Annotated in this window: 11 protein-coding genes; 10 read left to right on the top strand and 1 reads right to left on the bottom strand. The window is 69.6% G+C overall.

Going from position 1 to position 16062, the window contains the following annotated elements; all coding sequences use genetic code 11:
- The first annotated feature begins 28 nt into the window (after window positions 1-28).
- The 5 genes from AB0H88_RS04085 (at window position 29) to AB0H88_RS04065 (ending at window position 7057) form a co-directional block, all read left to right on the top strand.
- Window positions 29-3079, top strand: coding sequence for a lantibiotic dehydratase (locus tag AB0H88_RS04085; protein WP_357641016.1), 3051 nt, complete (start codon window positions 29-31; stop codon window positions 3077-3079).
- Window positions 3076-4254: a lanthionine synthetase C family protein gene (locus AB0H88_RS04080; RefSeq protein ID WP_357641013.1), complete on the top strand. Its 1179-nt coding sequence runs from the start codon at window positions 3076-3078 to the stop codon at window positions 4252-4254. Before AB0H88_RS04085 ends, AB0H88_RS04080 begins: the two co-directional genes overlap by 4 nt.
- A complete protein-coding gene (locus AB0H88_RS04075) occupies window positions 4236-5204 on the top strand; it encodes a thiopeptide-type bacteriocin biosynthesis protein (RefSeq protein ID WP_357641012.1) in 969 nt (322 codons plus the stop codon). The genes AB0H88_RS04080 and AB0H88_RS04075 overlap by 19 nt, the downstream gene beginning before the upstream one ends.
- 2 nt (window positions 5205-5206) lie before the next feature.
- Entirely contained in the window at window positions 5207-6307 is a 1101-nt protein-coding gene (locus AB0H88_RS04070) for a hypothetical protein (RefSeq protein WP_357641010.1), read from the top strand.
- A 549-nt stretch (window positions 6308-6856) separates the two neighbouring features.
- Window positions 6857-7057: a peptidoglycan-binding domain-containing protein gene (locus AB0H88_RS04065; protein WP_357641007.1), complete on the top strand. Its 201-nt coding sequence runs from the start codon at window positions 6857-6859 to the stop codon at window positions 7055-7057.
- Between the two features lie 151 nt (window positions 7058-7208).
- On the opposite strand, the gene AB0H88_RS04060 is transcribed toward AB0H88_RS04065, so the two are convergent.
- Window positions 7209-7334, bottom strand: coding sequence for a hypothetical protein (locus tag AB0H88_RS04060; protein WP_357641004.1), 126 nt, complete (start codon window positions 7332-7334; stop codon window positions 7209-7211).
- A 474-nt stretch (window positions 7335-7808) separates the two neighbouring features.
- On the opposite strand from AB0H88_RS04060, the gene AB0H88_RS04055 reads away from it, so the two are divergent.
- The 5 genes from AB0H88_RS04055 (at window position 7809) to AB0H88_RS04035 (ending at window position 15924) form a co-directional block, all read left to right on the top strand.
- Window positions 7809-8003 (top strand): hypothetical protein, encoded by a 195-nt coding sequence (locus AB0H88_RS04055; RefSeq protein ID WP_357641001.1) that lies wholly within the window; start codon window positions 7809-7811, stop codon window positions 8001-8003.
- A gap of 54 nt (window positions 8004-8057) precedes the next feature.
- Window positions 8058-9434 carry a BNR-4 repeat-containing protein gene (locus AB0H88_RS04050; RefSeq protein WP_357640999.1) on the top strand — a complete coding sequence of 459 codons (1377 nt, stop codon included), beginning with the start codon at window positions 8058-8060 and terminating at the stop codon, window positions 9432-9434.
- Between the two features lie 186 nt (window positions 9435-9620).
- Entirely contained in the window at window positions 9621-10520 is a 900-nt protein-coding gene (locus AB0H88_RS04045; protein ID WP_357640997.1) for a CHRD domain-containing protein, read from the top strand.
- Between the two features lie 237 nt (window positions 10521-10757).
- The gene (locus tag AB0H88_RS04040) at window positions 10758-14723 is read left to right on the top strand and encodes a metallophosphoesterase (RefSeq protein WP_357640995.1); all 3966 of its coding nucleotides are present in this window, start codon (window positions 10758-10760) and stop codon (window positions 14721-14723) included.
- Window positions 14724-14781: 58 nt separating this feature from the next.
- Window positions 14782-15924, top strand: a complete 1143-nt coding sequence (locus AB0H88_RS04035; RefSeq protein WP_357640993.1) for a HupE/UreJ family protein — start codon at window positions 14782-14784, stop codon at window positions 15922-15924.
- Window positions 15925-16062 lie beyond the last annotated feature (138 nt).

Raw genomic sequence — 16062 nt, 5'->3', positions numbered from 1 at the left:
TCACCACCGACCCAGCAGAGGGATCACAATGAGCGTCCCCCCGCGTTACCGGCACACCGGCTTGGTGATGGTGCGAGCGAGCACCGACCCGGGCAACCTCGAATTGCCCACCCACCTCAACCTGCGCGACCCCGCCGCCGTCCAGCAGGCAGGCCGGACATGGCTGGCGAAGGTGTGGACTCGCGGCGAGGTGCGCGAGGCCCTGCAGATGGCCAGTCCCGATCTCGGTGCCTGCGTCGACGGCCTGCTCATCGCTGCCGCGCCGCCCAGCAGCGACGTGCGCCGAGCCGTCATGTCCACCATCTCCTACCTGCTGCGCTGGCAGCGCCGCCCGACCCCGTTCGGGCTGTTCGCCGGAGTCGCCACCGCCGCCATCGGGCCCGCCAGAGCCGACATCGGCACCCAGCACCACGCGTTCGCGCGGGTGAACGCTGATTGGGTCACCCACCTGACCGATCAGATCGAGCGGCATCAGGGCCTGCGGCCACGCCTGACGGTGATCGCTGACAGCTTCGGGATCGCCCGCGACGGCCGCTTCATCGTGGCCAGCCGGGCACAGGGCGACGCCCGGCTCCCCGGCCCGATGCGCGAGGTGTCCGTGCGTCTGACCCGGCCCGTGCGGATCGCGCTCGCCGCAGCCGCGACACCGATCCGGTTCGACCAGCTCGCCGCCGAGCTGACCGCGCGCTTCCCCGACACCTCGCCGGGGAAGATCCTCGCCCTACTGCACACGCTGGTGGACCAGCGCATTCTGATCACCAACCTGCGTCCGCCGATGACGGCCGCCGACCCGCTTCAACACCTGATCGACGTCCTGCACGACGCGGGCGGCGGCGACCTGGCCGACGTCGCACGGCTGCTACGCCACCTCGAACGCATCCGCGACCTGCTGACGCGCCACAACACCACCGCCCCAGAGCGGGCCACCGCGCTCCGCACCGCGACCCGCGTGGAGATGGCTGCGCTCGCCCCGGGCGCCGGGCTGGTCACCGATGTGACCCTCGACGTCCGGATCGCCGTCCCCGAGGTCGTGCTGCAGGAGGCCGCCCGAGCCGCCACCGTCCTGCTGCGCCTGTCCACGGAGCCTTTCGGCCGCACGGCATGGATGGACTACCACGCGCGGTTCCTCACCCGCTACGGCCCTGGCGCCCTGGTCCCGGTGAAGGAGTTGGTGGCCGACTCCGGGCTCGGCTTCCCCGGCGGCTACCTCGGCGCACCCCGCGCCCGGCCCACCTGGCGCACGCTCACCGAGCGAGACGCCGCCCTCCTGGCCCTCATCCAGGAGGCCGCCAGGACGGGAGCCGACGAGGTCACGCTCACGGAGGCGGACGTCGCCGCGCTGACCGTGGGCGACCAGGGCACCGTGGTGCTGCCACACCGGATCGAGCTCGGTGTCGGCCTGACCGCCACCTCCACCGAGGCTATTGATCGCGGAGAGTTCGACCTGCGCATCACCGCCAACCCGCGCGCTCACACCAGCATGACCGGGCGGTTCGCCTACCTGCTGGACAAGGATGAACGTGCCCGGCTGGCCGCCTCCTACGGCACCGGCCCCGAGCACATCGGCGATGACGCCGTGGCGGTGCAGCTTTCCTTCCCGCCTCGCCGCTCCCGCAACGAGAACCTCACGCGGGTCCCGCCGCTGGTCCCCGACGTCGTGCATCTGGGCGAGCACTCCGGCAGCGGCGCGATCGGCGTCGACGACCTGGCGGTCACCGCCGACTCGGCCCACATGTACCTGGTGCAGCGCTCCACCGGCCGGCGCGTCGTAGCCCGCATCCCTCATGCGCTGGACACCACCGTCCAGACTCCGCCGCTGGCCCGGTTCCTCGCCGAGGCCGCCGATGCCCGCAGCGCCGTCTACAGGCCGTTCGACCACGGCGCCGCCCGTACCCTGCCGTACCTGCCGCGCATCCGCTACCGGCGAACCATCCTGGCCGCCGCCCGCTGGCTCCTCACCACCACCGACGTGCCTGGCACCGGGCAGGACTGGGATACGGCGCTGCAGGCGTGGCGACAGCGGTGGCGCATGCCGGCGCGTGTCCTGCTCTGCCACGAGGACCTGCGTCTCCCGCTCGACCTCGATCAGCCGATGGACCGCGCCGTGCTTCAAAGACGGCTGGAGCAAGCTGGACGGATCGAGCTGCAAGAAGACCACCCGCCGAACGGGTTGGACTGGATCGGCCGACCGGCCGAGCTGCTGATCCCGATGGCCGCGGTCAACCCGCCGCCATGCCGCCTCCCGGCGACTGCGGCCCCGGGCGCCGCCGCACTGCTGTGCGCCCACCTGGTCGGCAACCCGGCACGATTCGACGACATCCTGGCCCGACATCTGCCGCCCTTCGCCGACGAGCTTGCCAACCTGGTCACCTCCTGGTGGGTGCGCCGCAGCCGCGACATGATCCGGCTCGACGCCGACCAGCATCTCGCCGTGTTCCTGCGCCTGGCAGACCCCTCCCAGTACGGGCCGGTCGCGGCGCGCCTGGCCGCGTTCGCCGCCCGGTTGGAGGCGCTCGGCATGCCCGCGCAGCTCACCGTCGCCACCCGCCACGAGCAGCCCGGCCGGTACGGCGAAGCCGCGGCACTGGCGGCGGCCGAGCAGGTGTTCGCCGCCGACACCAAGGCCGCCATCGCGCAGATCACGATGGGCGACACGGCCCGGCTGCCTGGCCAGGCGCTGGCCGCCGCATCCATGGCGCACCTCGCCGCCGCGTTCGCCCCCGACACCATCGCCGGTTACCGGGCGCTGCTCCGCTGCCTGAGACAGCAGGCCGGCCCGCTCGATCGGACGCTCCGCGACCACGCGCTCTGTTGGGGCGACCCCACCGGCGGCTACCAAGCTGTGCGCGCTCACCCGGGAGGCGAAGCCATCGCCGCCGCGTGGCAGGCCCGCGACGCGGCGCTGACCGCCTACCACCGCGCCCTCGCCGAGCAGCGCGACCCGGCCACCGTGCTGCGAACCCTGTTGCACGACCACCACGTGCGCGCCCTCGGCGTCGACCCGGAGTTCGAGAAGACCACGGGCCGCCTCGCCCGCGCGGCCGCCCTGCGCTGCCTCGCTCTGGCAGGTGCTCTGTGAACAGCCAGCCAGCACCCGAACCGGTGGAGCTCAGCGAACACGAGATAGCGAGTCAATCCCTCACCAAGCCGACCGCCGCAAACGCGCTCCTGCACATCGAGCGCGCCCTGACCGGCACCGGAGACTGGGCGAACGCCCACGCTCACATCCGGCAGACCACCGCCGGACCCATCGACAGCGCACAGCACACCGGGCTCTACTACGGGGCGCCGGCCATCGCGTTCGTCCTGCACGCCGCCAACACAGGCAACCCCCGCTACCAGGCGGCGGTCCGCACCCTCGACAAGCACGTCGCGCGGCTGGCCCAACGCCGCCTGGCCACCGCCGCCGAACGGATGAGGGGACGAGCCCCCGCCGCGTTCGCCGAGTACGACGTGTTCCGCGGGCTGACCGGGCTCGGCGCGCTGCTACTCCTGCGGGCGCCCGGCAGTGACCTACTCGGCGCCGTCCTGAACTACCTGACCTGGCTGGCCAAACCGCGCCGCGTGGATGGCGTGGAGCTGCCCGGCTGGTGGGTCAACCACGACCCGGATCCGCTCACGCCTACCCCCGGCGGGCACATCAACCTCGGCCTCGCGCACGGCGCGGCCGGGCCGCTCGCCCTGCTCTCGCTCGCCGCCCTGCGCGGCTGCACGATGCCCGGCCAAACCGACGCCATCGAGGCATTGGGCGGCTGGTTCGACCGGTGGCGGCAAGACTCGGCAAACGGAACCTGGTGGCCGCAGTGGCTGACCCGCGATGACCTCCGCACCGGCCGCACCACCCAGCCCGGCCCTGGTCGACCGTCGTGGTGCTACGGCACGGCCGGGATCGCCCGCGCCCAGCAACTCGCCGCCCTCGCCACCGACGACCCGGTCCGGCGCGGGATCGCCGAGAAGGCCATGACCGAATGCCTGACCGACCAACACCTCCAGGACATCAGCGAGGCGGGGCTGTGCCACGGCATGGCCGGCGTATATCAGACCGCCTACCGGGCCTCCCTCGACGCCGCGAACCCGGCGATCGGCGACCGGCTCCCCGCACTCGCAGCCGCACTCACACAACACGCGGCCACCTGCCAAGACGACGCCGAAGGGCTGCTGGACGGGCCCGCCGGGGTGGACCTGGCCCTGGAAACCGCACGGCACAACACACCCCCACGCTCTGGATGGGACGCATGCCTCCTCATCACCTGACCACCGCCGCGCCGCACCAACTCGCCGCCGGCGTCCTCGCCCTCCTCACAGGGGCAGACCTGGACACCGCCGCCGCCGACGTCGGCGTGGATCCGGTCGATCTGGATGAAGCCGCCATCGTGTACCAGGCCGCCGGGCTCACTGCGCTCGAACGGCGCGCCGAGGCTGGCTGGTACCAGCTACGCGTCCAATTCCCCGGCTGGGACACCGCCGAGCTGGCCGGCGCCGACCAGCTCGCGCCGCGCCTGGAGCAGTTGCAAGCAGGCGGGGCGATCTCCGGGTGGTGGTTTCTGCGCAAGCCCCCTGGCTGGCGGCTGCGCCTGCGCGACGCCGACATCCCGACCGTGGACCAGGTGCTCGACGAGCTGACCTCCGCTGGGGCGCTCACCCGTTGGTGGCCGACTGTGTACGAGCCTGAAACCGCCGCGTTCGGCGGCTCGGCCGGGGTGCAGGCCGCGCATGACCTGTTCTGTGCCGACAGCCGCGGCGTTCTCGACTACGCCCGCCAGAGCACTCCGGATCTCGGCCGCCGTGAATTGTCCATTGTGCTGGTCAACGCTCTGCTACAGGCGGCGGGCCTGGACTGGTTCGAGCGCGGCGACGTCTTCGCCCGGGTGGCCGAGATGCGGCCCGCACCCACCGAGGCCGACACCGTCCGCATCGAGAAGTTGACCGCCAACGTGCGCACGCTGCTGGCCCTACCCGCACAGCCCGACAGCGAACCGTTCGCCCCAGGAGGTACTGCCGCGTTCGCCGCGCCCTGGCTCACCGCGTGGCAGACCACTGGCAACCAGCTCGGCCGAGCCGCCGCCGAAGGTCGCCTCGACCGCGGGCTGCGCGCACTCCTCACCCACGTCGTGATCTTCCACTGGAACCGGCTCGGCCTGTCGGCCACCACGCAAGGCATCCTCTCCCGCGCGGCCACGGCCGCCTTCCTGCCCGAGAGCTGACCATGGACCCCACCACGCTGCGCGCCGCCGTCCGCCGCTTCCCTCTCGTTGGCCTCGCCCGGCCCGGCCACCCGCCGCTGCCCGAACGGGTCAAGGAGATCGCCGACATCGCCGAAACCGCCGCACGGCCAGGCGCGGACACCCTGCACGAGGGGGCGCACGCACTGAACAAAGCCGCGCTGCTGGCCAGTGACTGCGGCCTTCCGGACCTGGCCCGTGACCTGTGCTGGCAGCACATCAACATCTACCGTGGCGCCGGCCACCCGCTGACCGTGCTCCAGGCCCGGTACATGCTCGAACCCGCCCTCAACCTCGCCCGGCTCCAGATCCGCGCCGACGCCGGGCAGCACGCGCTACGGCTGCTGGACGCGATGTACCAGGCGGTCACGCACGGCACCGACCTGGTGATCGAGAATCGCACCCTGCCGCTGACCAACCTCACCGGCACCCCGAAGGAGCGCCACAAGCTGCGCGAATGGATCTGGCTGCAGTACCTCGCGGACGGCATACGCGCCCTGGCGCTCGCCGACCGCTGGGACGAGGCCGTCACACATGCCAGAGCGCACCAAGGCATCGGGCTGCACCTCATGGAAGGACGGCAGGCCGCGATCATCGCCCCCTGCCTGCGCGACACGCTTTCGGCGGCGCGGGCCGTACTGGAGGAGAGCATGGCCACGGAGCCGTGGGAGCAACAGGTGGCTTCGTGCCTGCGTGTGATGTGCGCGGAGCCGGACGGAGCACCGCCAAGCCGGGACGCGGCGGCGATGGTCGAACAGTTTCTCGGGCACGGGCTGATGCCCGGCTACGTGGTCTTCCGGACCCGGTTCGGGCTGACCGTCGCCACCCTCGCCGACACCACCGAGGCCGCCAATCGTGTTTACGCTCAACTGGCCGCCGAGGTGATCGCGTCCGGAGACGGGTACGCCGCGCGGGACATGCTCAGGCACCGCCCCCTGGCTGGGGTGTCGGATACGCACCGCCAGGCGCTGACCGACCTAGTGGTGTCCTCCGGCTTGAGGGCAGGGGCGCTGTCGGCGCCGCTGCTCGATTCGCTCACGTACTCGATGAAGACGGCGAGCGAGGCGTTGGCCATAGCTGTGTGACTATCCGGTGGCCGGGGGGACGCTGGTCTCCCCGACCAGCGCGGGGACCGCGACACGCGAAGGAGGAGCCTCCTTGTCCTGCAAGGGGATAGCGGTCGACTATGGCGACACCCTCACCGCGACGCACTCGTCGACCCCGAGCTCGGGCAACGGCCCGTGGATCCCCGCGCAGCTGGCGCGCTCCGGAAGCTGCACGGCCTCGGCTTACTCCTGATTCTGTCCAGTGACAATCGTGCAGATCAGCTCCGCGAAAAGGCGCTACGTGAGGCCGGGCTCGCCCTCCGCCGCCTCGGCGAGCCCGGCCGCCGACTCGCCGCACTCGACCCCGGTCAACTCGACATCCTCGACGCGACGTTAAGGCCACAACCTTGACCTCATCCCGCAAACAATCGGGAATCCGAGTCAATCTCGACTTGACCCGCTTCAGGTATGCAAAGTCCGATTTGCGAAGATTTTTTAAAAGGCCACGCGAGCGCGGTTCCGCTGGCCACAGCGAGCATGCCCAAAACGATCTGATGAGCGGCGGGTACCTCGCCAAAGTTTGAGGCGATGCTGCCAAGCAGGGTGTACACCAAGGGCAAGACGTACATGAAGGGCACCGATGTCGAGGCGTGGCAGACCCTCCTCGATGAGCTCGGCTACGACATCGACGTGGATGGCCTGTACGGGCCAGGCTCCGCCGACGCCACCCGCAAGTTCCAGTACAAGGCCGACGTGCTCAAGACTGGCACCGTGGACAAGACCACGTGAACGGCCGCGCACGAGAAGAAGGCCGCGAAGAAGTAAAACGGCTGGACCGTAGCCGATCTCGAACGCGAGCTCGGCACTCGGCCGTGACGCGCCGATGGCGGCCGCCTTGGAAGGACGGCCGCCAGCGCTAGATGACGGGGAACGGCTTAGATCAAGGGCGACCCTTGATCAGCACCGCGAGGAACGAGGGATCGAACCCGTTCACGATGAGGAAAGCCCCGATGACCGCCAGAGCGATCGTGACAAGGGCGGCCGTCGGACATGAGATCGTGAGCATGAACCTGTCATGGTTCGTACCCCCGGGTGGTTCATCTGGTGGGCTCTTGGCCACCTGACCTCCTGTAAGGCATGCGGATTTGCCGCACGCCGGTTCCAGGAAGGAGCAGGTCATCGCGCGTTTTCTTGCGCGCGATCTTCGCGAAAAGTATTCTGGCGTAGCTAGTGCAATAGATACTCACCGCGTTGTCCCTCCCCGGAGGTCCGGCGTGCTGCGAACTCGGGTCTCGGTCGGTGGCACGACCGGGACCTTTGTTCGTAAAGCCCAAGAGTAGTAGTCGTCATCCCTCTTGCGCCGCACTCGCGGAAATAAAGTGGCGGCACGTCCGAAGTGCGAACAAAGGCCCACAGCAGCGCGGCCAACGTCGCCGCCGTGCCGACCGCTCCCGCCTGAGCAGGGTGCACCTCCTGGCCCTGCTTGGCCCGCATCTGACCGGCGAGTCCGTCTTCTTTGATGGCTGCTTCACACTGAGACATGAGTCTGATCGTGGGTCAGCCCAGCAGATGGGGCGTCGTCCCGGTGCACCGGATGATGCAGCGTTTGCGCAACAGGAGGATCGCGGACGTCACCCAGGTCGCCCGCGAGCGCGTGGCCGACCGCGAGATGCGGCTCGCGCAGCGGGACCAGCGGTTCGCCGAGCTCGAACGCGAACTCGGCATGCGTGAGTGACATGCCGCTGGCGGCCGCCTTGGGGGACGGTCGTCAGCGCTGGGGGATACCGGCGTGAGCTACTTCGGCAGGGAACTCACGAGCAACTCGACCAGCGGGGCCGGGTCGTACTTCAGCGCGACGAGCACGATGCAGCCGACCATGATGATGACCGTCACGCCGTTCGCACTGGTCCGCTTCGTGCCGGCACGGGCGGTGAGTTTCCGGGTGATGACGGCCGCGACCGGCGTGGCGGCGAGGACCGACCGGCGACCCGTCGCAGGGGGAGTCCACGACCCGAAGGCGGGGACGACGTTCGTCTCCTGGGGCGGGACGAACGAGGACAGCTACGTCCAGGCGTTCCGCCACGGCCGCTGGTCGGCGCCGCTGAAGATCATCGACGGGCGGGGCGACTCCCACAACTACCCGACCATGGTGCAGGCCGACGACGGGCATCTCGTGGTGGTCGTCGGGATGTACAACGGCGAGACCGTGGTCGCCAGGTCCCCGCAGCCGCACACCATCGACGGCGAGTGGAGCTCCCGGGTCGTCGCGGAGGGCGCGGCGGCCAGCTATCCGATGCCGTTCAAGGCGGCCAACGGGCACCTGTTCGTGTTCTTCCGGGAGGCCACCCGGACCGTGGACCCGAGCGCGCCGACCGACAACCGGCCGATGCTGTTCATGAGGTCCACCGACCACGGGGTCACCTGGCAGAGCTCCAAGCAGCTCACTGGCCTGCCGTACGCGCTCGGCTCGACCGACAGGGCGGACAACCTCAACGAGATCTACGTCGGGCAGCTGAGGTACCAGCGGTGGCCCGAGCGCGTGCACCTGGTGTGGACGCTGGCCGGCGGCGGTCCCGCCCAGCACCGGCACGACTACTACCACAAGGACATCCACTACGCCTGGTTCGACCCCAACGCGCTGATCTTCTACGCCGCCGATGGCACCGACCTCGGGCCGCAGCTCACCAACGACGAGATGGAGGGACCCTGCAAGGTGGCGGTGACGCCGCTTGAGCGCACGGCCGACGTCGTCTCGCCCGACTACATCCAGTTGGTCGGCTGGCTGCGGAACGGGCGGCCGTTCGTGGTCTGGTTCACCAGGGACGCCGCCCTCGGATTCCACGACTTCGCCTCGGTATGGACGCCGCGCGGCTGGCGGACCAGCGAGGTGGCCACCGGGCTGCGTACCAGGGAGATGGAGCAGATCGGGCCGGACACGTGGCGGGTGTACACCACGGCCGACGGACAGCCCGGCATCGCGACCCATCGGCTGGAGCACGGCCGGGGGTGGACGCCCGAGACCGTGATCCCCACCCCCAAGCCGGTCGCGCGGATCGAGCTCATCACCCGCTTCCGCGACCCGGCCAGGATCCTGGCCACCGGAGCGTCGAGCGCCCGCGAGGTCACCGTGGCCGACGGCGACGTCTACGTGGCGGGCCAGGACTGAGCCGGCCGTCCGGGCGAGGGCGGAGCCGGTCGTCCAGGCGGGCGCGGCTCGGTGCCATGTTTCCCCAGGTCAGCGCCACTGCGATGCCATCTTTTCCGCATATCACCGAGAATGCGCATTTATCCGCAGTTGAACCCCACAAGGGAGGTAGCCGTACCAGGCCGAGAGAGAACGGAAAGGGTAATCATGAACATGCGCACCCTCATTGTCCCCGGCCTTGCTGCCTCCCTCGTACTGATCGCCACCTCACTCAGCCCGGTTTCCGCACAGGCGACCACCCCGGTTTACCTGGCCGCGTCGCTCAAAGGCGCGAACGAAGTGCCCGCCCAGGGCATGAAGGTAGGTGACGTGGACGGGAGCGCGCTCGCCGTGTTCCGGATCCATGGCAACCGGGTCGACTACGCCGTCCGGTGGAGCAAAGTAGACGCGCCCAGCGGGTTCCACATCCACCGTGGCGAGGCGGGTGAGAACGGCGACGTCAGGGTCCCGTTCTTCGGCGAGGCGCTGCCCGCCACGTTCCACGCTGTCAAGGGCGCGGTCAAGGTGGACGACGTCGCTCTGCTCGGCCGCATCGTCAACAACCCTGGCAAGTGGTACGCCAACCTGCACAACGCCGAGTTCGGCGGTGGCGCCGTACGGGCTCAGCTGTACCGGATCCGCCCGGTGGAGCTGGAGTCGGTGCTGGCGCACGGGTTCGGCGCCACGCTCACCACACGGGCCGACGGGCGCCAGGAGATACCGGCGCCCGGCATGAAGGTCGGCGACCGCGACGGGCGCGCCGGGTGGCTGGTGCAGCCGGAGGGCAACCGGGTGTGGTTCGCCGCCGCGTGGGCGGGGGTCGGGCCACCGGTCGGCGCGCACATCCACCGCGCCCCGAAGGGCAGGAACGGGCCGGTGGTCGTGCCCTTCTTCGCCGCCGAGAAGGGCCTGCCCGCCAGCGTCAACGGCATCGCCGGCAGCACGACCACCTCTACCGCGGTGGCCCGCCGCATCTGGAAGAAGCCGAAGAACTGGTACGCCAACCTGCACACCGCCGCGTTCCCGGGCGGCGCGGTACGCGGCCAGCTCTACAAGGGCGACTGGTAAGCCGCCCCACCCCTGTAAGGAAAGGCTCACGCGCCGTGCGAGCACGGCGCGTGAGCCTTGTCCGGGGAGCGCTCGACCACGTCGTGGCTGATGGCGGCGGCAGCGAGCACGCACAGTTCTTCTTCCCGTCAGTCTCTCCATGCACACCGTTCACACGCGCGCTCCAACGTGTCCGCTTGAGGGAAACCGGCCTGGCCGGTTGCCCGTGCGAGCATGCAAGTGAAGGGACTGCGCCTGATGCGGCCAGCAGCAAGACATTTATTCGGCGGCGTACGGAGCCGGGGGCGCCTGGCCGCCGTCGGCACGGCCGTGGCGCTACTCGTGAGCAGCCTCGTGACGGCGGCGTACGCCGACCCCGGGCCGACGGAAACGGATCGGGGACGGCCCACCCCGACGCCGACCAGTTCCCAGAGCCCTCCGACGCTCACCCCCATCAGCGGGTCCTACCTCGAGGGCAAGGTGAAGGTCGCCGCGGCCCCGGTCGCGGCCGGAGACAGCGTCACGAAACTCGCCATCGACGGCGGCGCGCTCAACGCCACCAAGACCGTGGGCGTCTCCAAGCTCCGCTTCGACGTGGGCTCGAACTCCACGGAGGCGCAATACCACAGCTACGTCCTCGTCAACGGCGCGCACCGCAGCGACATCGGCGACTACGTGAACGAACGAGCCACGATCGACATCCCCAACGAGCAACTCGTCAAGGGCGAGAACACCGTTGAGATCGTCGTCGGCACCATCCAGTCCTCCTGCGGCACCAACTACGACGACTTCGTGCTGTCCGACGTGGGCCTCGAACTGCTCGGCGAGGTCGCGGACGGCGAGGACAACCCCTACACCCTGTCCTTCGGCGACGGCAGCTGCGGCACGAACACCTCGCTGCTGAAGCGCGCCACGCTCAAGTTCTTCGTCCAGGTCGACCCGCAGGGCACCACCGGTCTCGCGGCGGACGTGGACACGACGACGCTGACCAACGGCGAGCACGCCATCACCGCCACGACCGCGGCCGGGGCGAGTGTCAAGAACACCGTGACCGTGAACAACGCCCCGGCCGGTGCGCCGCGGCTGATGCCCACGGACGGCACGCTCGTGGCGGGCACCAAGCCGGTCTTCGCCACCGTCCCGGCCACCGGCGAGGGCGGCGTCAAGTCGCTCACCGTCGACGGCGCCGAGCCCGTCACGAAGGCCACGCTCGGCAACGGCGCCGCGAAGCTCAGTTTCGACGTGGGCGCGGACTCGATCGACGACAAGTACGACAACTTCCTGCTCGTCAACGGCAAGCGCGTCGACCTGGGCGGCTCCTGGGTGAGTCAGCGGGTGACCGTCGCGGTCCCGGCCAGGTTCCTGGTCCCCGGCGACAACACGATCAAGCTCGTCACCGGGGACTACAAGGAGACCTGCGGCAACGGTCGCGACGACTTCACCATCGCCGACCTCGACCTCGCCCTGGACGGGGCCACCGTCAAGGGCCAGGACATCAAGTCGTCGTACGAGATGGGCGACGGCACCTGCGGCAGCGACCAGAGCGCCCTGCGCGAGGCCGAGCTGCGCTACACGATCGACGCCCCGGCGGTGCACGTGGTCGAGACGCTGGGCTCGGGCGACGCGACCCTCAGCTTCAACGTGGGCACCAACTCGATCGAGGCGCGCTACCAGAATTACCTGCTCGTCAACGGCCAGAAGGTCGTACTCGACGGAGACTTCGTCAGCCGCCGCGTCGATTTCACCATCCCGAACGAGTTCCTGGTGCCCGGCTGGAACACCATCGACTTCGTGGCCGGCACCTTCCCGACCTCGTGCGGCAACAACCGCGACGACTTCGCGATCTCGAACATCGCCCTCACCCCGGTGGGAGGCACGGCGACCGGCCAGATGATCAAGACCTCGTACGGCATGGGCGACGGCAACTGCGGCGACAACGTGAACCCGCTGACCGAGATCGACTTCGAGTTCCTCGTGGACGCCCAGGCCCGCGGCCTGCGCGCGGACCTCGACACCACGGCCGTCAAGGACGGCAAGCACACGCTGGAGGCCACGTCGGCGGCGGGCAAGGCCGCCACGCGGCTGCTGGTCACGGACAACTCGGCGCCGAAGGTCGCCAAGAGCGTCCCGGCCGCGAACGAGAAGATCACCGCCTCGGTGGTGCTGGACGTCAAACTTGAGGACGCCTCGGCCGTCGTGTCCGGGCCGGACGTCAAGCTCGACGGCCAGCCGATCGAACTGGGCGCCAAGGTGGGGCCCGGACTTCGAGCCGGCAAGCACACGCTGGCCGTGACCGGCGCCGACGGGCTCGGCAACACCGCGACCCGCGAGATCGTCTTCGACTCCGCGGGCATCCCGGACGTCCCCGCTGAGCTGACCCCGGCGCTGGGGAGCGTAGACGTGTCGGACCCCGTCAAGCTCTCGGCGAAGGTCGCCGAGCCCGATGGCGGCCGGCTGACGGCGACGTTCTCGGAGGCCAAGATCCTGGCTCCTGAGCAGGCGTATCAGGGCACGACCCAGTCGATCCCCACGACGCTGCAGGTTCCCGGCGAGAAGCGCGTCGGTACGGACGGGCTCGACCCGGCCGACGGCAAGACGCTCGACGCGCCCACCGGTCAGGACCTCACGTACCAGCGGTTCGACGTCAAGGTGGAGGGGCACGTCGACTCCCCGGTCCTGCGGTGGGAGGGCGTCATCGACCCCGAGCGCCTGGCGGCGCTGCGGGTGTGGAACACCAAGGCCAAGACGTGGGACCTGCTGACGAGCGCCCGCGGCGCCGCCACGGGCAAGACCACCCTCACGGCCGTCGTCGACACCAAGTACATCGACAAGCGGCAGGTCCACGTCATGGTGACGGGTGAGGACCCGTTCGCCGACGACATCGAGCCCGGCGACCCGAACGGCTTCGCCGACCCCGCCACCTACGACTTCTCGATCGTCCACTTCACCGACACCCAGTACATCTCCGAGGGCGCGGTGGAGCAGGAGACGCCCGAGGAGCGCGCGGTGTGGGAGCGTGCCTACTTCGGCATCGTCGACTGGATCAAGGCGAACAAGGACCAGCGCAAGATCTCCTACGTCGCGCACACCGGCGACATCATCGAGAACAACATCCGCAAGCCCGCGGACGAGGCCACGCAGAAGGAGGTCGTGGGCGAGTTCGAGGTGTCGTCGAAGCAGCAGCGCGTGCTGGACGAGGCGAACATCCCCAACGGCGTGATCGCCGGCAACCACGACAACCAGTCGGGCACCGAGGACGGACCGGAGGCCATTTACAACAAGTACTACGGCCCCAACCGGTACCAGGACGCCTCACAGGGCTGGCAGCACGCCAAGTACGGCGGCCCGTGGAAGGAAGGCGACAACCAGAACCACTACGACCTGTTCTCCGCCGGCGGGCTGGACTTCGTCGTGGTCGGCCTGTCGTACGGCGTGACGAGGGACGAGGCCGAATGGGCCGACTCCATCTTCAAGAAGTTCCCGGGCCGCAACGGCATCCTGCTCTCCCACGACTATCTCGTGCCGAGCACCAACCCCGACGGACGCGGCGCCGGATTCTCCGCGCCCGACGGCTCGATGCTGTACAAGACCGTGGTCGAGAAGAACCCGAACGTCTTCCTGATCCTCGCCGGTCATGAGCACGGCGTGGGCACCAACGTGAAGCCGAAGGTGGGCCAGGTCGGCAACGGCGTCGTCGAGCTGCTGGCGGACTACCAGTTCTACACGGTCTCGGCCGACCGTCTCGGGCTCACCGAGATCGGCGGGTACAAGCCGGACGACCAGCTCCAGTTCGGCGCGAGCTTCTTCCGGCTGCTGTCGTTCAACGTCAAGCGGGCGGAGCTGAGCGTGGACACCTACTCGCCGCTGCTCAACGACTTCGGCGCCACCGAGTTCGATCCGCTGCGCCGCTACAACGGCAAGGAGGACAACATGGTGCTGCCGGTCGATCTCACCTCCCGTACGACGAGCTTCCAGACCGACTCCCTGGCGCTCTACAAGCCCAGCCGGATCATCGGCAAGAGCACGGTGACGTCGGGCGAGGTGGCCTCGGTCACCTGGGACCGGCTCAAGGACGACACGGCCTACGCCTGGTTCGTCACGGCACGTTCGGCCGGCGGCGGCGTGACCGCGTCCGAGCCGAGCGTCTTCGTCACGAAGGACAAGGACGGCCGTCCGGGCAAGTGGGGACCTGACTCGCCCATGTACCACTGGTTCAACCGCTGATCCATCCGCCGCCCCGGACCTGGTCCGGGGCGGCATCCACCTCTTGGAGACACGAGACATGCCCCATATGCGGCGGCTGGCCACCCTCCTCCTCGCTGTCGTCCTCGGCGGCGTGCTGGCCGGCCTGGTGCGTCCCGCCCCGGCATCGGCGCACGACGTCACGACGACCGCCCAGGCCGAGGTGTTCGGCACGGGGACGAACGGGGCGAACGTCAAGGTCGTGCTCGAGCTCGAGTACGACCTGCTCATGAAGTCGGCCTGGCTGTACGCGGAGGCCTACGAGGCCAAGGAACGGGCCGAGCAGCTGCGCCAGCTCACGATCAACCGCGACGCCGTGACCACGTACGTCACGCGCCGCTTCGCCGTGGCGTACGAGGACAAACCGTGCGCGCCTACGCAGGTGGGCGCGGCGGACATACGCCTGCGCGACAAGGTGGCCTTCGCCGTGCTGACCTTCGCCTACGCCTGCCAGGGCGACGGCGGGGGAGCGCACGCGATCTCCAGCGCGCTGTTCCCCGACGCCGAGAGCTTCGTCCACAGTACGAAGACCATCGTCCGCTACGACGTCGACGGCGAGAAGGGCTCCGCCGTCCTGGCCGCTGCGAACCCGACGCTGCGGGTCGGCGAGCATCCGGCGCCGAACCAGATCGGGGAGTTCTTCCTGCTCGGCGCCGAGCATCTGCTGTTCGGCCTGGACCACGTCCTCTTCCTGCTCGCGCTGCTCATCGGTGCGCGCCGCCTGCGGGACGTCGTCATCACGGCCTCCGCCTTCACCGCCGCCCACAGCATCACGTTCCTCCTGGCGGCGATGGGGATCGTGGACGTTCCCGGTCAGATCGTCGAGCCGATCATCGCGGGGTCGATCATCGTCGTGGCCCTCGCCAACCTCCTGGGCCGGGGCGAAGACCGGCTGGGCAGGTGGCGGCTGCCCATCGTGTTCGCCTTCGGCCTGGTGCACGGGCTCGGCTTCGCGGGCGCGCTGGACATCGACCAGAGCGGATCGTGGGAGCTGCTCCTGTCGCTGCTGAGCTTCAACCTCGGCATCGAGGCCGCGCAGCTCGCGATCATCGCCGTGCTCTTCCCGCTGCTGGTGCTGCTGCGCCGCACGCCCGCCGCCCGCTGGGGAGTGGTCGCGCTGTCGGTCCCCATCGTGGCGGTCAGCCTGTACTGGTTCGTCGATCGCATCCCGCCGCCCCTCTGAACAGGAACCGGCATCGGAGCGATCAGAAAGCCGGAGCGATCAGAAAGCCGGAGCGATCAGAAAGCCGGAGCGATCAGAAAGCCGGGGCGATCAGAAAGCCGGAGCGATGAGAAAGCCGGGGCGATCAGAAAGCCGGGG

Origin of the sequence: Nonomuraea sp. NPDC050680 (assembly GCF_040654555.1) — a bacterium.
Lineage (GTDB): Bacteria > Actinomycetota > Actinomycetes > Streptosporangiales > Streptosporangiaceae > Nonomuraea.
Note: the sequence above shows the minus strand (reverse complement) of the source record. Positions and strands in the feature narration are given on the sequence as shown.